Source organism: Brevundimonas sp. (genome assembly GCF_041648055.1).
Taxonomy (GTDB): Bacteria; Pseudomonadota; Alphaproteobacteria; order Caulobacterales; family Caulobacteraceae; genus Brevundimonas.
This window is the reverse complement of sequence record NZ_JBAZPS010000007.1, coordinates 1-22,729: the sequence shown is the minus strand read 5'-3', so window position 1 is coordinate 22,729 and position 22,729 is coordinate 1. Positions and strand designations below refer to the sequence as shown.

Genomic DNA, 22,729 nt, shown 5'->3' with positions numbered 1-22,729 from the left:
CGGTAGGGCGAGTAAGCCTGTATCGTTCTGGGTCAATCCGTGTCCGACGCCGCCAAGCCACGTCTGAAAATCTCCCGTCCGGGCCTGATGCTCATCAAGAGCTTCGAGGGCTTCCGGCCGCGCGCGGTCCAGGCCGAGGACGGCCGCTGGATCGTCGGCTATGGCCACACCGCCTCGACCCGCGAAGGGGCCACAGTCGATGAGGCCGACGCCGAACTGCTGCTGCAATACGACCTGCTGCCCATTACCGCCGCGCTGAACGACCGCATCGACGGCCCCATCAACCAGCATCAGTTCGACGCCCTGGCCAGTTTTGCCATCTCGGTCGGACTGAAGGCCTTCCTGGCCTCCGATGTCCTGCGTCGCTTCAACGCCGGTCAGGCGAAGGAGGCCGCCGACGCCCTGATCGGCTGGCCCGAACCCGAATCGCCCGACGCCGCGCCGCGCCGCCGCTCCGCAGAGCGGGCCCTGTTCAATGCCGGACCCGACGCCTCCGTCACCGTCGCCGACCTGATGATCGCGCCCCTGCCGGTCGCAGGCGACCTGTCGGAAAAGCCTGCCCCCCTGCCCGCCAACGCTGAGGCCACCGATCCCCAACCCGCCAGCCCGGCCTCGGACGCCCGCGCCGCCGCTGTGGCCAGCCTGCTGGGCGAAAGCGCGCCTGTCACCTCGACCCCCGTCACCACGACAGATGGGACACCCGCCACCGCACCAGCCACCGACGATGTCGCCGCCGACCCTGCCCCGCAGTGGGACGCAGGCTCGACCTCGGCCCCAACAACGGACACGGCCTCGGATCAGACCCCGGCCGTCGTCGAGGATGAAACGCCGACCGCATCGGTCATGCGACACGAGGCCACGCCTGCGAAGGCCAAGGGCTTCGACTGGGGCTATACCGGGGCCTTCCTGATCATGGGGGCCATCGGCTTCACCGCCTGCGGGGCCGCCGCTGCGGCCTTCCGCCTGGCCTCCAGCCGGCCCTCGCCCTCGAACGAGACCCTGGTCATCGCCGGCGTTCTGGGCCTGATCGGCGCGGTCTGCGTCGCCGCCGCCGCTTGGAACCTCTACGTCCGCTGGAGCAAACCGGACTGATCATTCCTCCCCCCTCGGGGGAGGGGAACCATGCGAAGCATGGTGGGGGGGCTGCCTTCTCTCTCGCTTCACTCGCAGGGATGAATGATGCTAACCCCGCGTCATGAGCATTCCCTTCGCCCCCCAATCCATGGAATTCGGCCTCGGTGAGACGGCTGACGCCATCCGCGACACCACCGCCCGCTGGGCCGCCGACCGTCTGGCCCCCCTGGCGGCCGAGATCGACGAGACCAACGCCTTCAAGCGCGAGCTCTGGCCCGAAATGGGCGATCTGGGCCTACACGGAATCACGGTGGAGGAAGAGTACGGCGGCCTCGGCCTCGGCTACCTCGAACACGTCGTGGCCATGGAAGAAGTGTCCCGCGCCTCGGCCTCCATCGGCCTGGCCTACGGGGCCCACTCCAACCTTTGCGTCAACCAGATCCGCCGCTGGGGCACCGAAGAGCAGAAGCGCAAATACCTGCCCGGTCTGATCTCCGGCGAACACGTCGGCTCCCTGGCCATGTCCGAGGCCGGCTCCGGCTCCGACGTCATGTCCATGCGCACCCAGGCCCGCAAGGAGGGCGACCGCTACATCCTGAACGGCACCAAATTCTGGATCACCAACGCCCCCCACGCCGAGACCCTGGTCGTCTATGCCCGCACCGGCGAAGGCAACGGCGGCGTCACCGCCTTCCTGATCGAAAAGGGCATGAAGGGTTTCAGCGTTTCGAAGAAACTCGACAAGATGGGCATGCGCGGCTCCGACACCGCCGAACTGGTCTTCGAGGACTGCGAGGTCCCCGCCGAAAACATCATGGGCGGCGAAGGGCGCGGCGCGGCCGTGCTGATGAGCGGCCTGGACTATGAGCGCGCGGTCCTGGCCGCCGGTCCGCTCGGCATCATGCAGGCCGCGCTGGACGTCGTCCTGCCTTACGTCAGAGACCGCAAACAGTTCGGCAAGGCTATCGGCAGCTTCCAGCTGATGCAGGCCAAGGTCGCCGACATGTACGTCGCCCTGAACAGCGCCCGCGCCTATGTCTATGCCGTCGCCCGCGCCTGCGACCAGGGCAAGACCACCCGCTACGATGCCGCCGGGGCCATCCTCCTTGCTTCCGAGAATGCCGTGAAGGTCAGCCTGGAGGCCGTTCAGGCCCTGGGCGGTGCCGGTTACACGAAGGAATGGCCCGTCGAACGCCTGGTCCGCGACGCCAAGCTGTACGACATCGGGGCCGGAACGAATGAAATCCGGCGTTTCCTGATCGGGCGGGAGTTGCTGGGCGGCTGACGGCGGAACCCTCGGGCGGGCGGTGACTTCTCCTATCGGAAGGAGTTCCCCCTATGCCCGCCAAATCCGCCGCCCAACAGAAGGCCGCCGGCGCTGCCCTCAGCGCCAAGCGCGGCGATACGCCCAAATCCGATCTGAAGGGCGCGTCGAAATCCATGGTCAACTCCATGAGCGAGACACAGCTCGAGGATCTGGCCCACACCAAACGCAGCGGCAAGCCCGAACACGTGAACGACTGAGCCGTCACGGCCCCGCTCGAATCGTCATGGATTTTTGTTAAGTGGCGCGAAGGGCCTGTCGTGCCTAGATCGGGCGTCAACGCCGCCCCCGGATGCCGCCTCCTGATGCCAGACTACCACTATCAGGCTGACACCCGCACCTTCTCCCAGGTGATTGAGGACATCGGCGCGCGAGGGGAGCCAAAACTCTATCTCGGCGAACTGATCAACGGTTTCGGAGAGCGCGGCTTCGGGGCCATGCTCCTGTTCTTTGGCCTGATCAGTGTGGTCATCGGTGCCGTCCCGGGCACGACGACCGTTCTGGGTGCCCCCATCCTCCTGATCGCGCTGCAACTTGTCTTCAGGGGCGATCAGCTGTGGATGCCGAGCTGGATCCTGAAGCGCAGCATCGACCGCGCGACCTATCGTACCGCCATCGGCAAGATCATGAAGCCTCTGCGCAAGGTTGAGCGGCTGTCGCGTCCTCGTCTGTCGATCATGACCAGCGAGGTTTCAGAAGTCCTGATCGGTATCGCCTGCGTCGTCCTGTGCCTGATCCTGATGCTGCCGATCACGGGGGGAAACCTGTTCCCGTCCCTGATCGTGGCTGCCTTCGGCTTCGGCCTGATGCAGCGCGACGGGGCCATCATTGTCATCGGCTGGATCGCCACCGCCGGCTTCGGCGTCTTCGTCTGGCTGGCCTGGGAACTGATCAGCCGGGTCGTACTGGCCACCTGGGAGTGGGCCACCGGCCTCTTCTAGTCTGGCCCTAGGCCGCCTGAGCTGTCCCCGGTCCGGCCAGCCCCTGCATAATCATCTTGTTGATGTCGATCAGCGCCTCGAAGTCGTCATCGCCGCGCATCACCACGGACGAATGGCGGCTGACGAACAGGCTGATCGAGATGATCTGGGCTCTCAGCGCCTTGTCCATCCGGTTGTCAGGGTCCGAGCAGTCGGTGGCCAGCACCGACCACAGGCGCCGGTTCCAGTCCAGGGCGTCGATGCGCGTGGCGATGTCCGACTTGTCGACCGTCGCCGCATGCATCAGCGCGCGGGTGACCTGGCCGAACAGCCGGTATTCCATTTCGCGCGGGTTTTCAGTCCGCTTGGCTGCGGACGCGTACGCCTGAAGCGACATCGGCCAGACCCTCCTCGTAATCTACCAGTTTGCGGGCCGACATCAGCGCCTTGTAGTATTCCTTGGCCATCACATGGCGCGAGGCTGAGACGCATTCGGCCTGGATTTCAGGGTTGCGCGTGGCCCCCATGAACTCTGTCAGGCGCAGCACGAACTCGTCATAGACCTTGGGTGCCGAGGTCTCGTCCAGATACATCATCATGACCGGGAAATAGACGCGCCGGGCGGGCGTGTTCACGTCCTCCAGCTGCATGATGTCCTTTTCGCGCAGTACACTGGCCTTGTTCTGCAGGATCAATACGCCCCGGCGGTCCCCGTTCTGGACGACGGCCCCGTTCAAAACGAATTTCTCGCCCGGCTTGAGCGACAGCTTCAGCGGCATGAGAGGACGCACTCCGACTGGCCCGAGAACCCAGAATGGAATCAGGCGAGCAAATGCAGGCTAAACAGTCGTGGTTAACCATCCCTTGTGACGTTCGAGGCACCATGCCCCTTATCCCGAACCAGGCCTGCTCATGACCACCAACCCCCTGCTGGATGCCGCCCCGCAAGAGCAGGCGCATGCCCCGCGCGCCGTGCTTCAGGCGACGGTCGGCAATGCCGCCTCCCCTGCAGCCATCCGCAGGCTGTCGCACGCACTGGGTGGATCCAGACCGTCTTCGGCCAAGGCCCAACGGCTTGTGGTTGAAAAACTACGCGCAGCCCTGGCGGCTGTGCGTAGCGGCAACTTCGCTCTTGGTATCCGTCAGGCTCAGGGCGCGCTAAAGGCCGATCCTGAAAGTGGTGTTGCCTGGCATGTCCTGGCCATTTGCCATGAAAAGTCGGGCGAGGTCGTCGCGGCCCTGGAGGCCTATCAGGCGGCCTTGCAGCGCCTGCCCGAAGGTACAGACATCGCCCATGACCTGGGCCGGCTGGCGCATCAGCTGGGCTATCTGCCCATCGCCGAAAAGCTATTGCTGCGCTACCTCGCCGCCCATCCAGGCCATGCCGAAGCGACCAACAATCTGGCCTGCGTCCTGCGTGATCAGAACCGCTATGCTGACGCCATCGGCTTGCTCACGCCCCTGCTTGAGATCGAACCCGCCAACGCTGTTCTGTGGAACACGCTCGGCTCCGTCCTGAACGATCAGGGTCAGGTCGATCAGGCCCTGATCTTTTTCGAGGAGGCCCTGCGTCTTGATCCCGACTTCGCCAAGGCCCGGTACAACCGCGCCAATGCCCGCTCTCCTCTGGGTGACATGGTCGGTGCGCTCGATGACATCGACGCGGCTCTGCCCGGTGCCGAAACGCCTTATGAACAGGCCATGATGCGCATGGCCCGCGCCATCACCATGATGGGTCTGGCAAGGATACCCGAAGGGTTCGAGGCCTATGAGGCACGGCTGGACCCCGCCCTGCCAGATGCCATGCGGGTGGCGGTCGATGCTCCGCGCTGGGACCCGGCGACGCTGGACATTGCCGGCAAGCGCCTGCTGGTGGTGGGCGAACAGGGAATCGCAGACGAACTGGTGTTCGCCAATGCCCTCGCCGACGTCATCGACGCCGTTGGCCCGGACGGTCAGGTCTATCTGGCGGTCGAAACGCGCATGGTGCCCTTGTTCCAGCGCGCGCATCCCCGCGCCATCGTCGGCGGGCACCGAGCCGTGCGGCTGGAAGGCCGCCTGACCCGCTACATGCCCTTCGTCGAGGCGTTGTCAGAAGCCGGCGTTCGCATGGACGCCTGGACCCCGATCGCCTCCCTGATGGCCGTCTATCGCCCGTCGATCGCCGCGTTCCCCCCGGCCCAGCAGATCATCGTGCCGGACCCTGAGCGCATCGCGCACTGGACATCCGAACTTCAGGCGCTCGGCCCCGGTCTAAAGGTCGGGCTTCACTGGAAGAGCCTGGTCATGACGGGGGCTCGCGCCGCCTTCTTCGCCACGGGTTTTCAGCTGTGGCAGCCGATCCTGACCGCTCCTGGCTGCGTCATGATCAACCTCCAGTGCGGCGACGTCTCCGACGACCTTGCGGCGGCCGAGGCGGCGGGCGTGCATATCTGGACGCCGCCGATCAATCTCAGGGACGATCTGGAGGACGTTGCCGCCTTGTCCGCCGCCTGCGATCTGGTCATCGGCCCAGGCATCGCGGGCACCAATATCGCCGCCGCTGCCGGCGCTCGTACCTGGATGGTGGCCGCCCCCGACGATTGGCACCTGATGCAGACCGACCGGTACGTCTTCTACCCGGATGTCCGCATCTTCAGCCGTGCCGCTGTCGACGGCTGGCCTCAGGTCATTCAGGACATCCGCGACGCCCTGGCTCGCGCCGTATCCGGAGACTGGAACACCGCCTGACCCGCGACGTTGTCTTTGGGTACAGGGAGACTCATCATGCCGGATATCGACGACGATCAGGCTCAGGCCGAAGCCTACGACGAAACCCATCTGGACGACGACGGCGACGGCGACTTCCTGCCCGACGAGGCCGACCCCGTCCTGGATGTGACCCAGGTCGAGGGTGACGCCGACGAGGAAGACTTCGACGAAGATCAGCCCGATGATCTGGACGAAACCCAGGGGGCCTCCGGCATAGAGGCCGAAGCCGACGCCCTGCTGGGCCTTGATGGCGAACGCATCAATCAGATCGACAGCGAAAGCGACAGCCAGGGCGGCGAAGACGAGGTCGAGCTCGTTTATTCGGGCCTCATGCGCAACGCTCGCGGGGCGCAGGCCAGCGCCGCCCACTGGGAGGCCAAACGCCTGTCAGATGACGATATCGAAAGCCTGGGCTACGGCCCTGATGCCGCCGCTGGCGACAACGATAACACCACGCACTGAGGAGCGAATTCATGACCGTGTCCGACACCCCATCCAAGACCCGCGCCCAGGAAGACTGCGACACCGACACGCCCCACGCCCGCAAGGCTGAGCGCGAACACGGCAAGCCCGATCAGTTGAAGCCCGAAGACCGCATGGCCGAAGATCGCCAGCAAGCCCTCATCGACGAAAGTCTGGAGGAGACATTTCCCGCCAGCGATCCTGCCACCGCCAAGCGGATTACCTGACAGCACGCTGCAAGTTGGCGCTTCTCGCTGTCGGAAACGCTAAAATGCCGGTCCAGTGTTCGCGCTACCCCTTCACCCGCCAGGTCGCGCCTTCCGGCCCGTCCATGACCACGACATTCAGGGTGTTCAGCCGGTCACGGATGCGGTCGGCCTCGGGCCAGTCCTTTGCGGCGCGTGCGGTGGCGCGTTCCTCCAGCAGGGCCTCGACCTCGGTCTTCAGCGTCGCATCGCCGCCCTCGAACCAGGCGTCCGCCGTCAGGGCCAAGACGCCCAGCAGACCAGCGGCCTCGATCAGGCTCCAGCGCGCCATGGCCACATCGTTGATGTCGGCCTCTGCATCATTCAACAGCTCGCGCAGCGCATTGCCCAGAGCGAACAACTGGGCCACGGCCGCGGGCGTGTTCAGGTCGTCCTCGAGCGCGTCGAGCACAGGATCGAGCGCATTCTCCGCCAGCTCCATCTCGGCTTCTTCCAGCGTCGAGATATCGAAATCCATCAAGGCCGCATCGGCGTCCCGCAGCACGCCATACAGCCGGTCCAGATTCTTGCGCGACTGGTCCAGCAATGCTTGGTTCCAGTCCAGCGGCTGGCGATAGTGCGCGCTCAGCAGGGCCCAGCGGACAACTTCGCCCGGCATCGACTGCACCAAATCGTGCAGCAGCAGCACATTGCCGATCGACTTGGACATCTTCTCAGCGTCCACTGTCAGAAAGCCGTTGTGCATCCAGTAGCGGGCGTATTCCTGATGCGCGTCCGCCGAATGGGCATGGCCGTGGGCACAGACCCCTTGCGCGATCTCGTTCTCGTGGTGCGGAAAGACCAGGTCGATGCCGCCGCCGTGGATGTCGATGGGCAGCCCCAGGGTCTGTTCGATCATGGCCGAGCATTCGATATGCCAGCCGGGACGCCCCGCCCCCCACGGCGACGGCCACGAAGGCTCGTCGACCTTCGACGGTTTCCACAGGACGAAGTCGTGCGGGTTCTTCTTGTAGGGCGCGACCTCGACGCGGGCCCCCATGATCATGTCGTCCAGATTGCGTCCCGACAGCCGCCCATAGGTTTCGTAGGACGAGACGTCGAACAGCACATGGCCTTCGGCCTCATAGGCGCAGCCGTGGTCGATTATAGCCTGGATCTGGTCCACGATGGCGTCCATGTGGTCGGTGACATGCGGCGCGATGTCCGGCGGCGACACGTTCAGCTGTGCCATGTCGGCCAGATAGGCCGCCTCGTAACGCGCGGTCACCTCGCCAATGGGTACGCCTTCCTTCGCGGCCTTCTGATTGATCTTGTCGTCCACGTCCGTGACGTTGCGGGCATAGACGACGCTGTCAGCTCCATAGGTCCGGCGCAGCAAGCGCACCAGCACGTCGAATACGACGGGGGGGCGCGCATTGCCGATATGGGCATAGTCATAGACGGTGGGCCCGCAGACGTAGAGCGTCACCCGGTTCGGGTCGCGCGGTGTGAACACACGCTTTTCGCGGTGCAGGGTGTCGTGAAGCGTCAGCGTCATAATGCTGCGGGGCCTTGGAAGTGCTTGCGGCTAAGCCGGGGTCGCCCATATAGCCGTTTCGTCCCTGCTGCGAACAGCGGCGCGGACGTTTTCAAGGGAGCGCGGCGCGCGTCCATCCGAAGCCTTCGCTTCGGCGCTACTTCGCCGCGGATACAGGACCGATGACCACCCCGTCCACACCCGCTCTGGTGAGCGTCAACGATGCCCGCGACACCGTCGTGACCCGCCCCAGCCGCGACGAGGCCCTGAAGGCCGTCCGCACCCTGCTGGCGTGGGCCGGTGACAACCCCGATCGTGAAGGCCTGAAGGACACGCCCAAGCGCGTCGTCGACGCCTATGCCGAATGGTTCGACGGCTATGACGCCGATCCGGCCAAGGAGCTGAGCCGCACCTTCGAAGACGTCCAAGGCTATGACGACATGGTCCTGCTGCGCGACATCGAGGTGGAGAGCCACTGCGAGCACCATATGGCCCCGTTCCTGGGCAAGGCCTATGTCGCCTACATCCCCACGGAAAAGGTCGTCGGAATCTCCAAACTGGCCCGTGTGGTCGAAATCTTCTCGCGTCGCCTGCAGACCCAGGAAACCCTGACCCAGCTGATCGCCGAGGCCATCGAATCGAACCTGCAGCCGGCAGGCGTGGCCATCATGATCGATGCAGAGCACCAGTGCATGACAACGCGCGGCGTGCATCACCGCCACGTCTCGACCATCACCACCCGCTTCACCGGCGTATTCAAGACCGACGAGGCCCTGAAGGATCGCTTCCTGAAGCTGGCCAAGGGTTGAGGCGGCCTTTTTTGCGCCCGCAAGGCGTGAATAACTGCGCTTGAAGCGATCAGGGAACGCAATGGGTGCCGAACGTGCTTTACAAGCGCGGACCGGGACGCCAAGAAACGACCCGACCTAATGTTGTCGCCTGCCGCGTGTTGCGCCGGGCTTGAGGGAGAACCAGCGTATGGGCGCTAAACTTTCCGGCCCCGGTGGCAAGGGCAAGACGATCGAGCAGAACTCGGACATCAACGTCACGCCGTTCGTCGACATCATGCTGGTGCTGCTGATCATCTTCATGGTGGCCGCGCCGCTGGCGACCGTGTCGATCAAGCTGGACCTGCCGCCGGCGATCCCGAACCCGAACGATCCCAATCCGAAAGAGCCGGTCTACATTTCCATCCAGAACGGTGGCGACCTCTATATCTCCGAGAACCAGACAACCCTGGCCGGCCTGACCGCAGACGTGTGCGCGGCCCAGCAGGTTACGACCGACTGCCGCGAGGAGCGCGTCTTCGTTCGTGCCCAGTCCGAGGTCGAGTACCGCCAGTTCATGGAAGTCATGAACGAGCTTCAGGACAAAGGCTTCTACAAGGTCGGCCTGCTAAACGAAGACATCGAATAGACCTTCCTGTCATTCCGATGAAAGAAAGCCGCGCCCTTCGGGACGCGGCTTTTTTCTTATCGACAGGTCAGCTGCTGCCGACTTCGAAGCGGCAACCGCTCCTTACTGAACGGACTGCCGCGGAGCCGCCGGTGCCGCCTCACCTGCCTGATAGGGCTGCGGTCCTGACGGAGCCGCTGCAGCCGGAGTCGGGGTCGGGGTGGCGGGACGGGGCGTGGGCCTGGACGGTGCCCGGCGCACGGCAGGACGAGGCGTCGGCGTGGCCGGCGCTGGAGCTACTGCCGGGGTCGGGGCTGGCGGCGTCGCCGTCGCTGCCGACGGCACAGCATTCGCGGTCGGCACAGCCACCGGCCCCGGGGCGGGTGCATTGGCCGTCGCCGCCGTCGCCGCCGTCGCGGCTCGCGCGGCTAGCTGCTGGCGGGCGGCGAAACGCCGGGCCAGTTTCTCGGTCAGTTCTCGGGCTGCAGCAGGCTCCATCTGGGCCATGACGGCCGCCAGTGACCGAGGCCGCATTGCGGCGGCTACGGGCAGGCGTACATCGTCGCTCAGGGTCGCAAACACCCGCGCCGCCTCTTTAGGACGCATGGCTGTATAAACGGCGACCAAGCGATCATTCTCGGCCTTCTCCTGCTCGCTGACCTGTCCCAGCAGTTGCTGTACCTCAGCTTTGACGGCCTCCAGCGCCTGCACGCGGGCATCAAGCTTCTGCTCGGCCGTCGCCATCAGCGGCAGCATGGACGCCAGGTCGGTATCCCGCGCATCCAGTTGCGTCCGACGCGATTGCAGCGATTGCAGGATACGCAACTCTGCTGGCGAAATCCCAGCCTGCTGGGCCAGTTGCTCGGGCGTGAGGGCACAGACGGCCGCGGCCGGCTTGACCGCAGCCGCGGCTGCGGCCGGCACGGCCTCCTCGGCCCAGGCCTGAGCCCCCTCGAACAGACCCGGCGCAATGCCGACGGCACGGACCACCACGACCCCGCCGATGGCGACGGCAATCAGGGGCAACAGGCGCGGGATTTTGCTCATGGTCGGTTACTCACAAGAGCCCTCAAGTCGCCTGCACGCCGCGCGTGCAGGCATAGGGCAAGAAGGATGATCTTCAGGCGGCGAACAGGTCTTCGTCCAGATTACGCCGCGCCTGATTGAGACTTTGCTTCGCGGCTTGGTTAGCGGTCATCGCCCCCAGAATGGCCGAGACATTCGACCCACCCGGGGCCTGGGCACGCGCTACGGCCGGTGCCGCCATGCCCTGGATACGCTCGGCCAGGGCCGCCATGCGCAGCGCCCGCTCGTCGTCGGCTGTCGTGGCAACGGGTGCCGTCGCGGCTACCGGCACTGGACGCGGCGCGACAGCGCGCAGTTCCAGCGGCGCTTCCTCCACAACGGCGCGAGCCGGCGCCGAAGGCGCACGGGCGATCAACCCTTCCAGCTGAGCCTTGACCTCACGGGCCTTGACGATGCGGTCGTGCAGCAGATCGGTCTCATGCCCCGAGGCCCGCAGGGTCGCCAGTGCCGTCTCGGCCCGCCCTGCGGCCGTGTTCAGCTCCGTCACGGCCGATGCAAACGCCTGCTGACCCGCGCGCAGGGCCGACAGCTTGCGCTCCAGCCGCACGCCATAGCCCAGGGCCGCGACCAGCAGCACCATCAGGACACCATCCAGGATCAAACCGGTCATCAGCGTTTTCCTCCAGTCAGTCGGGCGGCGGCGTCGATATTGATCGGGGCCTCCACACGCACGGCGATATGCTGGCCCTTGCGGCCCATCTTGCCGGTAGTCAGCGGTATGGTCCCGGCCCGGATCGAAATGTCGGAATCGGGCGTGGCGTTGAACATCATCGTGTCGCCGACCTTCAGGGCCAGCACCTGCGACAGGGGGGCCTGTTGCTCGTCCAGCACGCAGCGGACCTCAGTCTCGGTCGTCCAGAGCTCAGTGGCCAGGTGGCCTTCCCAGATATTGTCGCGCCCGAACTTCTCGCCCATGAACTGCTGCAGCAGCATCTTGCGGATGGGCTCCAGCGTCGAATAGGGCAGCAGCAGCTCGACCCGGCCGCCACGGTCCTCCATGTCGATCCGAAGCTTGACCAGGATGGCGGCATTGGCCGGACGCGCGATGGCGGCGAAGCGCGGATTGGTCTCCAGCCGATCAAGGTTGAAATGCACCGGCGTCAGAGGCTCGAAGGCGGCACGAGCGTCGTTCAGGATGACCTCGACCATCCGCTGGACCAGCACGCGCTCGATAGTCGTATAAGGTCGGCCCTCGATCCGCAACGCCGCGGTACCGCGTCGGCCTCCCAGCAGCACGTCAACGATCGAATAGATCAAGTTGGAATCGACCGTCAGCAGGCCGTAGTTGTCCAACTCCTCGGCCCGGAACACTGCCAGAATAGCCGGCAGAGGAATTGAGTTCAGATAGTCGCCGAACCGGATCGAGCTGATGTTGTCGAGGCTAACCTCGACGTTGTCCGAGGTGAAGTTGCGAAGGCTGGTCGTCATCAACCGCACCAGACGGTCGAACACGATCTCCAGCATTGGCAGGCGTTCGTAGGACACCAGCGCCGAGTTGATGATGGCTCGAATGCCTGAGCGCTCGGACCCGTCGTCGTCGCCCAGATCGAAGCCCAGCAGACTGTCAATCTCGTCCTGGTTCAGAACCCTTTCGGACAAGGCAGAGGGACGATCCTCGTCCTCTTCGCCCAACGGGTCGATCGGTTCGGCGAACGCAGCGTCGGTCATGCCTACTGCACCAGCATTTCTTCGATCAGGACCGCATCCACCTTGCCCGGTGCCGCGACCAGATTGACCCGACGCAGGATTTCGGCCCGCAACTGAAAACTGCCCGCCGATCCGGCCAGATCTTCGGGCCGCAGTTCGCGCAGGAAACCCTGAAACATATCCTGAAGACGCGGCATTTCGCTTTGCAGCTGCTCGGCGACGTGGGCATCCTTGGTCTCCAGCGTCAGCTTCAGCTTGAGATAGGTCGGTCGCCCCTCCGGCCCCTGAATGTTCACCAGCATGTCCGGCAGTGTGAAGAAGGTGATGCCGTCAGGACCCTCGGCGATCACGCCCATGGACGGATCGGCCTCGCCCTCGGCGCCGCCGCCGTGGTCGCCCCCACCCTTCTTCTTGGCCTCGCCATGGCCTGCATCGGCCTTGGCCTCACCATGCTCGCCGCCCTCGGCCTCCGCCGCAGCCGGCTTGGGCTGAAGCATGAAGAAGGCTGCGGCCCCACCCCCACCCAGCACCAGTACTGCCGCCGGGATGACGATGAACAGCAGCGGGATTTTCTTCTTCTTGGGCGCGGTATCTGCACCCTCCCCGCCCTCGCCTTCGGTCGAAGGCGCATCGGACACGGCCGGAAGATCGGCGTCACCGCCGCCCTTCTTGTCCTTCTTCTTGCCGAACTTCAGCATTCACAGCGCCCCGGAGAATCTCGAAGGCCATTCGACCGTTTTTTGGTTAACGAGCCGCTAAGAACCGGCAAATCCTGCCGGGTCCGCAAGGCTGAAATCGGCGGCAAAGCCCGCCACCACTGGATTAACCCTGTTGGCACGACCGTTGCGAGGCCTCTTTGCGAAAGGAGCCGCTCATGGAAAATGCCGCCTACGTCGGACTATCGCGCCAGATGACGCTCCGCCGCGAGCTCGACATCGTGGCCAACAACATCGCCAATGCCGACACCACCGGCTTCAAGGTCGAACAGCTGCTGGTCGGCACCGAGGTCGGCGAGCGCGCCCGCAACGCCTTCATCCGGCCCAGCGCCAGTTTCGTCCTGGACAAGGGTGTCGGCCGCGACTTCGGCCAGGGTGCGCTGGAACAGACGGGCCGCAGCCTGGACTTCGCCATTGAGGGCGAAGGAGCCTTCTTCAAGCTGCAGGACGGGGCTGGCGAGGCCTATACCCGCGATGGAGCGTTCACCCTGAACGCCGAGGGTCAACTGACCACCGAGGGCGGCTTTGCCGTTCTGGGCGACGGTGGCCCCATCATCCTGGACCGTGCACTGGGCGAGCCCGCCGTCGGTCCTGACGGTACCATCAGCCAGAACGGCGAGCTGACCGGCCGTCTCGCCGTCGTCCGCTTCGACACCCTGTCTGTGCTCGAAAAGGGTGGCGACGGTCTGTACCGCAACGCCTCCAACGCTGCGCCCGTCGAGGCGACAGACGCCCGTGTGCGTCAGGGCATGCTGGAAGGCTCCAACGTCAATCCGATCCTGGAGATCACCAATCTGATCGAGATCCAGCGAGCCTACGAGAGCATCTCGCGGATGATCGAAAACACCAACGACCTGTCCCGCCGCTCGGTCGAGCGGCTGGGCCGGGTGTCGTAAGGAGAGACTGAACCATGCGCGCACTTCGCACCGCCGCCTCGGGCATGTCGGCCCAGCAGCTGAACGTGGAGGTCATCTCCAACAACATCGCGAATATGAACACCGTCGGCTACAAGCGCCAGCGGGCCGAGTTCCAGGATCTTCTGTACCAGAACGTCGAGCGGATGGGCGCACAGTCGTCCAGCCAGGGCACCGTGGTTCCGACGGGTATCCAGATCGGTGCGGGCGTCAAGGCCGGTGCCGTCTACCGCGTCACCGAACAGGGCACGCCGACCAACACCGGCGGGCTTTACGATGTGGCCATCGACGGACGCGGCTACTTCCAGATCCTGCTGCCCTCCGGCGAGACGGCCTTCACCCGCGCCGGCAACTTCGCCCTGAACGGCGAGGGCCAGCTGGTCACCGACGACGGCTATGCGGTCCAGCCCAACATCTCCATCCCCCAGGATGCGGTGGACGTCTCCATCTCCAAGTCCGGGCAGGTCCAGGTCATCACGGCGGGTGAGACCGAGCCCTCCATCGTCGGCCAGCTCGAGATCGCCACCTTCTTCAACGAGGCAGGGCTGGAAGCCGTTGGCGACAACCTGCTGCTGGAAACCACGGCCTCGGGCCCGGCCAATGTCGGCACACCCGGCGAGGTCGGTTTCGGCCAGCTGCTGCACAAGTTTACCGAGGCCTCGAACGTCGATGCCGTGGCCGAGATCAGCTCGCTGATCATTGCCCAGCGTGCCTATGAGATGAACTCCAAGGTCATCACAACCGCCGACCAGATGCTGTCCGTCGCCTCGCAGGTGAAGTCATGAGGGCGCTGATCCTGGGGGCCGCACTGGCCCTGGCCGTCGCGGGTTCCGCCTTCGCTGGCCCGGTGACGCTGAAGAGCAATCCCGTCGATTCAGACGGCCAGGTCACATTGGGCGACCTGTTCGATGGAGCCGGCGGCGCGTCTGGCGTCGTCGTCGGCCGCCGGGTCGGCCCCTCCATCGTTTTCGAAGCCGCTCAGCTCCAGAGTCTGGCGCGACAATCCGGCCTGGACTGGGCAAATCCGACCGGGTTGCGCCGCGTCGTCGTCCGCCACGTCGCAGAGGCTCCTGCTGCGTCCGCCAGCGCAGGGCCCGCGGTCTCGCCGACGACACCCGCTGCAACCACCTACGCCCCTGCCCGCGCCGCCTATGCCGACCGCGTCATCAGCCGCAACGACCTGGTCGAGGTGGCCTTCGAATCCGGCGGCATCCGCCTGACCGTCACCGGCCGCGCCCAGCGCAATGCCGCCATGGGCGAGCCCGTCGCCGTACTGAACCTGCAGTCCGGCCGCACCATCGACGCCGTCGCCACCGGCCCCGGCCGCGCCATCGCGGGCCCTGCCGCCCAGTCCGCCCGTTCCAACCAGTTCGCCGCTCGCTAAGAGGGATCACAGTTCATGCGTACCGCCCTGATCACCACCGCCGCCCTCGCCTCCACCCTGGCGCTCGGGGCCTGCTCGACGGCCGTCGAGGCCATACGCGGGCCGGAACTGGCCCCCATCGGCTATCCGGCGGCCCTGGTCCCGACCAGCCAGGTCTATCTGCCGACGCCGGAGCAGCAGCGGGCGGATCGCGCCGCTAGCGCCAACAGCCTGTGGCGGGTCGGATCACGCACCTTCTTCGGCGACCAGCGCGCCCGCCGTGTCGGCGACATCCTGACGGTCAACATCGACATCGACGACCGCGCCCAGACCCAGAACTCGACCCAGCGCAGCCGGACCAACAATGCCTCGGGCGGCGTGACCAACTTCTTCGGCCTGGAAAACAGCCTGGGCCGCATCTTCCCCGGTGGCTTCGACCCTTCGACCATGGTGGGCATCGAGGGCGAGTCCAACGCCAACGGCTCCGGCTCGGTCAACCGCTCGGAGCGGGTGTCCCTGACCATCGCGGCCGTCGTCACCGACGTCATGGCCAACGGCAATCTGATGATCCAGGGTCGCCAGGAGGTCCGCACCAACCGCGAAGTGCGCGAGCTGACCGTCGCCGGCATCGTGCGGCCCGAGGACATCAGTTCGGCCAACACCATCGCCCACACCCAGATCGCAGAGGCCCGCATCAGCTATGGCGGTCGCGGCGACATCAGCCGGGTCCAGGCTACGCCTGCGGCCCAGTCGCTGGTGGAGCGGTTCAGCCCGTTCTGATCTGGTTGTAAAGCTGTGCCGTGAACCGTTGAGGGACACCCGCGTTCAATGATCGAACGCAAGGTATCCCCCGTTGCTCAAGATCGCCCTTCCTGCTGTCGCCGCCCTCGGACTGGCCGCCTTTGCGGCCCAGACCATGGCTACGGATACTCAGGTGGTCCCCGAAGGCATTGAAGGCATGGGCTGGCACATCAATCATGACGGGCCAGAGGCACGCCTGTTCTACGGCGTCGCCAACTCCGACCAACTGGCCGTCATGATGAGCTGCCGCATCGGTGACGGAGAGATCGTCACCATGGGCGCGGTCCATCCGGTCGCGGCTCGATCCGCAGGCAGTCTCGAGGCCGACATCGACCCCCTGAGCGGCGACCTGATCGAAATGCGCGCCCTGTCCGCCGACGACCCCGCCATGGCGCGTCTTGCTCGCGCCGGACGCCTGGGTGTCGAGGGACCCGAGCGCCGCTTCGACCTTCCCGCGACACAAACCGAGCGCCAGTCTATAAGGGCATTCTTGGACGACTGCGGAACGCGCTCCGCCTGACGGCGTCCTGAGGCCGAACGACAGCGAGGGGCTGCACCATGTCTATCCTGATCGCCGCCTGGGCCTTGGCCCTGCAGTCCACCCCTGCGCCCGAAACCGCGTGGACCTGGACTCTGTATGCCGACAGCGCACCGGTCGTCCTCGCCAACGAAATCCCCGACACGCCCAGCCTGCGCTCGACCCTGGAATGCGAGCCCGGCTCCAGTGTCGCCCGACTGACCCTCTATCAGACCAGCGACATGACCGGCATGACACGGATCGCGGCGGGCACGTCAACCGCCATGACACAGAGTGAGGCCGGACGCGCCGGATCGGTCAAGGTCGCCCTGCGCACCGACCATCCGGTGTTTGCCGCCTTCGCGCGCGAGGGCAGCCTGTCGATGAGCGCTGGCGAAACCCGCCGGACGCTGGAAATCCCGCAGGCCCATCTTGCCAAGCTGCGCCGGTTCGCCGAGCTTTGTTCCGGCTAGTTCCGGAGTAGCCCATGCGTCGCGTGTCTTTGTTGTCTCTTGCAGTCGTCAGCCTGACTGTTGCTGGTTGTTCCACGACGCCCGCACCCACTTCCGAGAACGCTGCCCCATCAGGTGCCCCCCAGCCGATCCCGGGCTACGACTGGTTCCTCTCGACCGACGGCAGCCAGGCAAAACTGGCCTATGGGGCTGAGCGCAGCGACGATCTCAAGCTCAGCCTCGAATGCATACCCGGCAGCGAGCTATTGGATCTGACCGCCAGCGCCGAAGACGGTGCCGCGCCTGAAATCCATCTCGAATCCGGCGGCGACACCGAACGCAATTTCGCCCAGGCCGAGCCTGCCGTCGTCCACGCCGGCCTGGTTCTGACGGCCCAGGCCCGGTCCGACGCGCCCGTCTTCCAGCGGTTCCGCCGCGTCGGCTGGATGGCCGCCTGGCATGGCGACATCCGCGAAACCTACGTACCCCAGCCTGCGTCCGCCGAACGGATCGAGCAGTTCTTCGCCCTCTGCACGCGGGGTTCCGGCACCTGATCCCTTGACGCCGCGCCTGGCGTCCGGTGCAGTTACCGCGCCCGCTCGGGGCACGAGGGGCAGATCCATGAACACCACCACCGCCGTCAGCCTTCTGGCGCTACTGGTTGCCCTGCCCGGCACCGCTCTGGCTCAGTCGACCGGTGCCCCAGCCACGATCCAGCCCGCGTCTGATGCGGCGGGTCAAGCCAACCCCGCCCTCGCCACCATCCTGACCGACTACGAGACCTATCTGAAGGCCAACGATCCGATCTCGGCGGGCCTCGACGGCGACGTCGCCGCCCTGTCGCGCTTGCCCGACATCTCGCGTGAGGCCGAACTGGCTCGCCGCGCGCCGCTACAGGCCTTCAAGGCGCGGCTGGAGGCCATCCCCATGGCCGGATTGTCGGCCGACGATGCCCAGAACCGCACCTTCCTGCTGTTCCTGATCGACCGCGAGTTGGAAGGCATGGCGCTGGATACCAGCCGGCTGGCCCTGAACTCCGAAGGCGCAGTCGGTCAGTCGCTGGCCTATATCGCCTCGGTCACCCGCATTGCGAACAAGCGCGATGCCGAGGCCTGGCTGTCGCGCCTCGCCGCCATGCCCGCCATGTATGATGCCACCCTCGCCCATGCCCGGCGCGGTCTGGAAACCCGCCTGATCCAGCCTCGGTCGGTCGTCGAAAACGCCCTGACCCTGGCGCAGACCGATGCCGCCATCACGCCCGCCGTCGACCCCCTGATGGCTCCCCTGGCCAACCTGCCCGCGACCATCCCTGCCGCCGATCAGACTGCGCTAAAGGCCCGCGCCGCCGCCCTGATCGCCGAGGGCATCACGCCCCGCCGAGCCGAATGGCTGAGGTTTCTGACCGACGACTATCTGCCCGCCACCCAGACCCAGCCCGGCATCGGCCAGCGTCCCGGCGGGCGCGACCTCTATGCCTATTTCGTGCGTGGCTACACCACCACCGACCTGACGCCGGATCAGGTTCACGCCATCGGCCTGGAAGAGGTCGCCCGCATCCGCGCCCGCATGGATGAGGAGATGCAGGCCGCAGGCTGGACCGGCGATTTCGCGGGCTTCCTGACCTTCCTGCGCACCGATTCGCAATTCTACGCCACCAGCCGCGAGGGCCTGCTGGAGAAGGCATCGGAGATGGCCAAGCGGGCCGACGACGGTCTGCCCGCCCTGTTCGGTACCCTGCCCCGGCTGCCTTATGGCGTCCGGCCGGTCCCGCGCGAGATCGAGGCGAACTACACCACCGGCCGCTACTTCGGCGGGTCGATGAAGACCGGTGTTGCCGGCGGTTACATGATCAACACCTCCAGCCTCGATCAGCGGCCACTCTACGAACTGCCCGCCCTGACGCTGCACGAGGCCGTGCCCGGCCACCACCTGCAGATCGCCCTGCAACAGGAAGCCGAGGACCAGCCCTATTTCCGACGGGGAGCCGACGTCACCGCCTTCGTCGAGGGCTGGGGCCTGTATGCCGAATTCCTGGGCGAGGAGATGGACTTCTATCGCACCCCCTTTGAGCGCTTCGGGCGGCTATCCTACGAGATGTGGCGCGCCTGCCGTCTGGTCGCCGACACCGGCCTGCACTGGATGGGATGGGACATCGAACAGGCCAGAGCCTGCTTCCGCGACAACTCGGCCTTGGCCCCGCTGAACATCGAGACGGAGCTCCAGCGCTACATCGGCTGGCCCGGCCAGGCCACGGCCTACAAGATTGGCGAAATCCGCCTGCGCGCCATCCGCACCCGCGCCGAGGCCGCCCTGGGCGACCGTTTCGACATCCGCCGCTTTCACGACGCCCTGCTGGTGGATGGCCCCCTGCCGCTGGAACTGCTGGACGCCCGCATGGACCGCTGGATCAGCGCGGAGGCGGCGCGCTCGCCGGCATCTTGATGTTCAGGTCCTCATAAGGCGTGGACGGCACCTGGCCCGGCGGCAGCCCGTCCGGCACCGCCTCCCCCGGCTCGCCGGGCAGCGACCGGATGTAGCGATAGATGGCTCGCTTGTCGGCGTCGTCCATGGCCCGCACGCTGGCCCAAGGCATGATCGGGCGACCTTCGCGCGTCGACAGCATATCGACCCAGGCCTCCTCGGTTAGCGTCGCCGTCGTCAGCCTCAGATTGGCGGCATAGGTCGTTCCCCACGGGCCATAGAAGCCCATGCCATTACCCCTCAGCGTGTCGGCCTCACCCAGCGGAGGCGACCCCGGGGCTCCGCGCGGTGAGTGGCAATCGTTGCAGCCGGTGATCTGGACCAGATACCGCCCGGCCTCGATGTCCGTGGCCGCGACCACCCGCGTCGTTTGCGGCGTCGTGACCCTGACCTGAGCATTCTCGCAGGCCCCGAGTAGGGCGATGGCACCCAGACCCGCCGCACACATCACAAGCCGCATTCCGCCCTCCCCCGAAAAGCGGGCGCAGAGAACGCCGGTTTTCGGGATTTGGCAAGACGCTAGGCGTCGAGCCCCAACGCCGCCCGCGCCTTCTTCGTCAGCTTGGCCGCAATGATCCCGTGCGCGATCGCCAGATGTTCGGCCAATTCATCATCCGGCCAAGCGCTGATATCGTCCAGATGCACCCATTTCGCCCGCGCCAGATAGGGGGCCGGACGGGCGCGGCCATCCTCGGTCAGCACCTCATAGGCGATGTCCGACACCTTGAACGACAGCCCGCCGTGCGCGCCGACCATGGCGAACATCTTGCCCCCGACCTTGTAGCAGTCGTGGTCGTCGCCGAACGGATGATCCAGCGTGACCCCGGTCAGGGCCAGGCAGACCTTGCCTACACCCTGCCGGTCCACGATCAGGCCTCTACGCCGACGCCGATCGGGCAAACCACGCCCGTCCCGCCGATCCCGCAATAGCCGGCAGGGTTCTTGGCCAGATAGCCCTGGTGGTAGTCCTCGGCGAAATAATAGGGCCCAGCCGGCGCGATCTCGGTTGTGATCTGGCCGCGACCCGCCTTCGACAGCGCCGCCTGATAGGCATCACGCGACGCCTCCGCCTCGGCCTTCTGTTCGTCGTTCAGATAATAGATGGCCGAGCGATAGGTGCTGCCGACGTCATTGCCCTGACGCATGCCCTGCGTCGGATCGTGGTTTTCCCAGAAGGCCTTCAGCAGCTCGGCATAGGTGATTTCCGCCGGGTTGAAGACCACCTGAACCACCTCGGTGTGTCCGGTGCGACCGGTGCAGGTCTCCTCATAGGTCGGATTGGGCGTGATCCCGCCAGAATAACCGACGGACGTCACCCACACCCCCGGCAACTGCCAGAAGATGCGCTCCACCCCCCAGAAACAGCCCATGCCGAAGATGGCCGTCTGGAAGCCCTCCGGATGCGGCCCCTTCAGCGGGCGACCCGAGACGAAATGCATCTCGTCCGTCCGCAGCGGCGTATCGCGCCCCGGCAGGGCGGTGTCGGCGGTCGGCAGTTCGGTTTTCTGAAACAGCATGGCGATGATCCTCACGAAATCGGCTTTGCACCCATATGGGGGCAACAACCCCGCTTGCCGAGGGGGTCTGCTTGTTCTATCAGCCTGCCCTCCGCTGGATCGACCGTCCGGCGGGTTCACGCGCGTCGTGGAAACGGACAGGTGGCGGAGTGGTCGATCGCGCACGCTTGGAAAGCGTGTGTAGGTGAAAGCCTACCGAGGGTTCGAATCCCTCTCTGTCCGCCACCGGCTACTCCCTTGTAAAGACTGAGCTTTTTCTCTTCCGCAAGCTAGTGAAACTTGCCTGCTAACGCGGGCCATTCCCTGCTTTCCCTCATTATCTCCGGGGCTTACGCGGCCATTTCCCTCTGTTTCGCAGAGCCGTGTCTCTGCGAGACCATGATCCGGTTGGGTTTCCCTGCGAACAGGGACTTTAACTGGGAAAATGTTGCATCGAACTGATCAGCGAACGCGATGCCGCGACCGACAAAGCCCGCCCTGACTGACCAGAGCATGCGCCCTCTGAATGCCTCGCCTGTTTCAGGCAGGGAAATTCAAACGCCGGAACAGGGAAAGCCGCCGCCCATAACAGGCAGCGGCTGACCGGATCAGGCAATGCGATTGAGCTAGTCGCAGAATGCCGCGCGCTGGTCGTCCCAGGCCAGCGGGATCGGCGCGAAGCGCAAGGCTTCCAGACTAAGGTTCTGCGGCTGTTGGCCAGCGAACACTGCGGCCTGGATATCGGGGGCGAGGAACGCCAGACGGATCAGCATCCGCTCGTGGGGATCGCTGGGGGCTTTGGTCAGTCGTCCGTTGGACCCGGTGCAGTCCTTGAGCAGGGCATGACCCTTATGGATGGCCCTGGCCAGAACCGGATCGAGGGTCGCTGGCTGGATGCCGCCCGCCGTGAAGGTGGATTTTCCACCGCGGAACTTCAGACGCCGTGCGATGCGCAGCCACCAGACCTTGCTATCCGGGTCGAAGCGCTCCCCCTGCTCGACGCGGGCGGCCATGGCATCGAACAGCAGGTCTTTAGCCCGCTCATCTGATGCGAGGGTCCGGGGGTTGAAGCCGATGTGAACCTCATGCGGGTGTATCTCGATCCTGGAGATGGCATGGACGGGATCTTCGGCCAGCGGCAGCATCCGGGCAGCGATCTGCCGGATCATCCGCTCCAGGCTTAGGGCCGGCACACGGCGGATAGCTTCGGGACTGCCCGGTGTTGGCCGGTTGCGCTGCACGTTTGAAGAAACATAGTAGCGGAACACCTGGCCGCTCTTGCCTCGCGCCGTGGTCGGGGTCATCGCCACCCCGTCCATGTCGAACAGACGGCCCTTGAACAGGGCGCTGTGGTCGGGCCGACTTTGGTTGATCATGATCCTGCGGGTCTTAAGGGCCAGCATGGCCTGGACGCGGTCGAACACCTGTCTGTCCACGATGGGCGGATGGTTGCCGGGATGGATCAGGGACTTGTGCGGGGCTTGTCAGCCCAAACTTAGCCAGCCGGTAATCCGGTCCGCCTAGCGTCGTCGCTATGGCCAAGAGCACCAACCCGTTCCGCTACTTCGACAGCTCGCCGGAGGTGATCCGACTCGTGGTGATGATGTA

At 65.6% G+C, this 22,729-nt stretch carries 28 protein-coding genes and 1 tRNA gene; 18 read left to right on the top strand and 11 right to left on the bottom strand.

The genetic code is table 11. The features are described 5' to 3' along the window. The first annotated feature begins 39 nt into the window (after nt 1-39). From WC585_RS12760 to WC585_RS12745, 4 genes are all read left to right on the top strand, one after another. A complete protein-coding gene (locus WC585_RS12760) occupies nt 40-1,092 on the top strand; it encodes a glycoside hydrolase family protein (RefSeq protein ID WP_373258364.1) in 1,053 nt (350 codons plus the stop codon). 103 nt (nt 1,093-1,195) lie between these two features. Further along, the gene (locus tag WC585_RS12755; RefSeq protein ID WP_373258363.1) at nt 1,196-2,359 is read left to right on the top strand and encodes an isovaleryl-CoA dehydrogenase; all 1,164 of its coding nucleotides are present in this window, start codon (nt 1,196-1,198) and stop codon (nt 2,357-2,359) included. 53 nt (nt 2,360-2,412) lie between these two features. Beyond that, nucleotides 2,413-2,598 (top strand): DUF3008 family protein, encoded by a 186-nt coding sequence (locus WC585_RS12750; RefSeq protein WP_373258362.1) that lies wholly within the window; start codon nt 2,413-2,415, stop codon nt 2,596-2,598. A 105-nt stretch (nt 2,599-2,703) separates the two neighbouring features. Further along, entirely contained in the window at nt 2,704-3,339 is a 636-nt protein-coding gene (locus WC585_RS12745) for an exopolysaccharide biosynthesis protein (RefSeq protein WP_373258361.1), read from the top strand. A 7-nt stretch (nt 3,340-3,346) separates the two neighbouring features. On the opposite strand, the gene flaF is transcribed toward WC585_RS12745, so the two are convergent. Both flaF and flbT read right to left on the bottom strand, forming a co-directional pair. Continuing rightward, entirely contained in the window at nt 3,347-3,715 is a 369-nt protein-coding gene (gene flaF, locus WC585_RS12740; protein ID WP_373258360.1) for a flagellar biosynthesis regulator FlaF, read from the bottom strand. Next, nucleotides 3,675-4,097 (bottom strand): flagellar biosynthesis repressor FlbT, encoded by a 423-nt coding sequence (flbT, locus tag WC585_RS12735; RefSeq protein ID WP_373258359.1) that lies wholly within the window; start codon nt 4,095-4,097, stop codon nt 3,675-3,677. Before flbT ends, flaF begins: the two co-directional genes overlap by 41 nt. Before the next feature lie 133 nt (nt 4,098-4,230). Between flbT and WC585_RS12730 the strand changes: the two genes are divergently transcribed. Genes WC585_RS12730 through WC585_RS12720 form a run of 3 tightly spaced genes read left to right on the top strand, consistent with a single transcriptional unit; the run spans nt 4,231 to nt 6,758 of the window. Further along, complete coding sequence (locus tag WC585_RS12730) at nt 4,231-6,048, top strand: tetratricopeptide repeat protein (RefSeq protein WP_373258358.1); 1,818 nt, start codon at nt 4,231-4,233, stop codon at nt 6,046-6,048. 36 nt (nt 6,049-6,084) lie between these two features. After that, nucleotides 6,085-6,531 carry a hypothetical protein gene (locus WC585_RS12725; protein WP_373258357.1) on the top strand — a complete coding sequence of 149 codons (447 nt, stop codon included), beginning with the start codon at nt 6,085-6,087 and terminating at the stop codon, nt 6,529-6,531. A gap of 11 nt (nt 6,532-6,542) precedes the next feature. Further along, nucleotides 6,543-6,758: a hypothetical protein gene (locus WC585_RS12720; protein WP_373258356.1), complete on the top strand. Its 216-nt coding sequence runs from the start codon at nt 6,543-6,545 to the stop codon at nt 6,756-6,758. 64 nt (nt 6,759-6,822) lie between these two features. Here WC585_RS12720 and cysS read toward each other — a convergent pair whose 3' ends face one another. Then, nucleotides 6,823-8,274, bottom strand: a complete 1,452-nt coding sequence (gene cysS / locus WC585_RS12715; RefSeq protein WP_373258355.1) for a cysteine--tRNA ligase — start codon at nt 8,272-8,274, stop codon at nt 6,823-6,825. A gap of 161 nt (nt 8,275-8,435) precedes the next feature. Here cysS and folE point away from each other — a divergent pair, with 161 nt between their 5' ends. Next, nucleotides 8,436-9,062 carry a GTP cyclohydrolase I FolE gene (gene folE / locus WC585_RS12710; protein ID WP_373258354.1) on the top strand — a complete coding sequence of 209 codons (627 nt, stop codon included), beginning with the start codon at nt 8,436-8,438 and terminating at the stop codon, nt 9,060-9,062. Nucleotides 9,063-9,231: 169 nt separating this feature from the next. Further along, a complete protein-coding gene (locus tag WC585_RS12705; protein WP_373258353.1) occupies nt 9,232-9,669 on the top strand; it encodes a biopolymer transporter ExbD in 438 nt (145 codons plus the stop codon). Between the two features lie 102 nt (nt 9,670-9,771). On the opposite strand, the gene WC585_RS12700 is transcribed toward WC585_RS12705, so the two are convergent. From WC585_RS12700 to WC585_RS12685, 4 genes are all read right to left on the bottom strand, one after another. Next, on the bottom strand, nt 9,772-10,695 hold the full coding sequence (locus tag WC585_RS12700) for a MotE family protein (RefSeq protein WP_373258352.1): 924 nt from the start codon (nt 10,693-10,695) through the stop codon (nt 9,772-9,774). A gap of 73 nt (nt 10,696-10,768) precedes the next feature. Beyond that, nucleotides 10,769-11,344: a DUF6468 domain-containing protein gene (locus WC585_RS12695; protein WP_373258351.1), complete on the bottom strand. Its 576-nt coding sequence runs from the start codon at nt 11,342-11,344 to the stop codon at nt 10,769-10,771. Further along, nucleotides 11,344-12,402: a flagellar motor switch protein FliM gene (fliM, locus tag WC585_RS12690; protein WP_373258350.1), complete on the bottom strand. Its 1,059-nt coding sequence runs from the start codon at nt 12,400-12,402 to the stop codon at nt 11,344-11,346. The genes WC585_RS12695 and fliM overlap by 1 nt, the downstream gene beginning before the upstream one ends. 2 nt (nt 12,403-12,404) lie before the next feature. Further along, the gene (locus WC585_RS12685; RefSeq protein ID WP_373258349.1) at nt 12,405-13,079 is read right to left on the bottom strand and encodes a flagellar basal body-associated FliL family protein; all 675 of its coding nucleotides are present in this window, start codon (nt 13,077-13,079) and stop codon (nt 12,405-12,407) included. Between the two features lie 176 nt (nt 13,080-13,255). Here WC585_RS12685 and flgF point away from each other — a divergent pair, with 176 nt between their 5' ends. The 8 genes from flgF to WC585_RS12645 all read left to right on the top strand — a co-directional run bounded on the left by flgF (nt 13,256) and on the right by WC585_RS12645 (nt 19,586). After that, on the top strand, nt 13,256-13,993 hold the full coding sequence (gene flgF, locus WC585_RS12680; RefSeq protein WP_373258348.1) for a flagellar basal-body rod protein FlgF: 738 nt from the start codon (nt 13,256-13,258) through the stop codon (nt 13,991-13,993). A 14-nt stretch (nt 13,994-14,007) separates the two neighbouring features. Continuing rightward, nucleotides 14,008-14,796, top strand: coding sequence for a flagellar basal-body rod protein FlgG (gene flgG / locus WC585_RS12675; protein ID WP_373258347.1), 789 nt, complete (start codon nt 14,008-14,010; stop codon nt 14,794-14,796). Next, nucleotides 14,793-15,395 carry a flagella basal body P-ring formation protein FlgA gene (locus WC585_RS12670; RefSeq protein ID WP_373258346.1) on the top strand — a complete coding sequence of 201 codons (603 nt, stop codon included), beginning with the start codon at nt 14,793-14,795 and terminating at the stop codon, nt 15,393-15,395. The genes flgG and WC585_RS12670 overlap by 4 nt, the downstream gene beginning before the upstream one ends. A 15-nt stretch (nt 15,396-15,410) precedes the next feature. Then, a complete protein-coding gene (gene flgH / locus WC585_RS12665; protein ID WP_373258345.1) occupies nt 15,411-16,154 on the top strand; it encodes a flagellar basal body L-ring protein FlgH in 744 nt (247 codons plus the stop codon). Nucleotides 16,155-16,227: 73 nt separating this feature from the next. Then, complete coding sequence (locus WC585_RS12660; protein ID WP_373258344.1) at nt 16,228-16,695, top strand: hypothetical protein; 468 nt, start codon at nt 16,228-16,230, stop codon at nt 16,693-16,695. A 38-nt stretch (nt 16,696-16,733) separates the two neighbouring features. Further along, nucleotides 16,734-17,165 carry a hypothetical protein gene (locus WC585_RS12655; RefSeq protein ID WP_373258343.1) on the top strand — a complete coding sequence of 144 codons (432 nt, stop codon included), beginning with the start codon at nt 16,734-16,736 and terminating at the stop codon, nt 17,163-17,165. A 14-nt stretch (nt 17,166-17,179) separates the two neighbouring features. After that, the gene (locus WC585_RS12650) at nt 17,180-17,698 is read left to right on the top strand and encodes a hypothetical protein (protein WP_373258342.1); all 519 of its coding nucleotides are present in this window, start codon (nt 17,180-17,182) and stop codon (nt 17,696-17,698) included. A 67-nt stretch (nt 17,699-17,765) separates the two neighbouring features. Continuing rightward, nucleotides 17,766-19,586, top strand: coding sequence for a DUF885 family protein (locus tag WC585_RS12645; RefSeq protein ID WP_373258341.1), 1,821 nt, complete (start codon nt 17,766-17,768; stop codon nt 19,584-19,586). Here the strand turns inward: WC585_RS12645 and WC585_RS12640 are convergent. Genes WC585_RS12640 through msrA form a run of 3 tightly spaced genes read right to left on the bottom strand, consistent with a single transcriptional unit; the run spans nt 19,552 to nt 21,142 of the window. Then, the gene (locus tag WC585_RS12640) at nt 19,552-20,085 is read right to left on the bottom strand and encodes a cytochrome c (RefSeq protein ID WP_373258340.1); all 534 of its coding nucleotides are present in this window, start codon (nt 20,083-20,085) and stop codon (nt 19,552-19,554) included. The two genes, WC585_RS12645 and WC585_RS12640, sit on opposite strands and share 35 nt — an antisense overlap. 59 nt (nt 20,086-20,144) lie before the next feature. Continuing rightward, nucleotides 20,145-20,492, bottom strand: a complete 348-nt coding sequence (locus tag WC585_RS12635; protein ID WP_373258339.1) for an MmcQ/YjbR family DNA-binding protein — start codon at nt 20,490-20,492, stop codon at nt 20,145-20,147. A 2-nt stretch (nt 20,493-20,494) separates the two neighbouring features. Next, nucleotides 20,495-21,142, bottom strand: coding sequence for a peptide-methionine (S)-S-oxide reductase MsrA (gene msrA / locus WC585_RS12630; protein WP_373258338.1), 648 nt, complete (start codon nt 21,140-21,142; stop codon nt 20,495-20,497). A 135-nt stretch (nt 21,143-21,277) separates the two neighbouring features. Between msrA and WC585_RS12625 the strand changes: the two genes are divergently transcribed. Then, a tRNA-Ser gene (locus WC585_RS12625) sits at nt 21,278-21,367 on the top strand. Between the two features lie 380 nt (nt 21,368-21,747). On the opposite strand, the gene WC585_RS12620 is transcribed toward WC585_RS12625, so the two are convergent. Next, complete coding sequence (locus WC585_RS12620; protein WP_373258337.1) at nt 21,748-22,545, bottom strand: hypothetical protein; 798 nt, start codon at nt 22,543-22,545, stop codon at nt 21,748-21,750. Nucleotides 22,546-22,729: the final 184 nt, after the last annotated feature.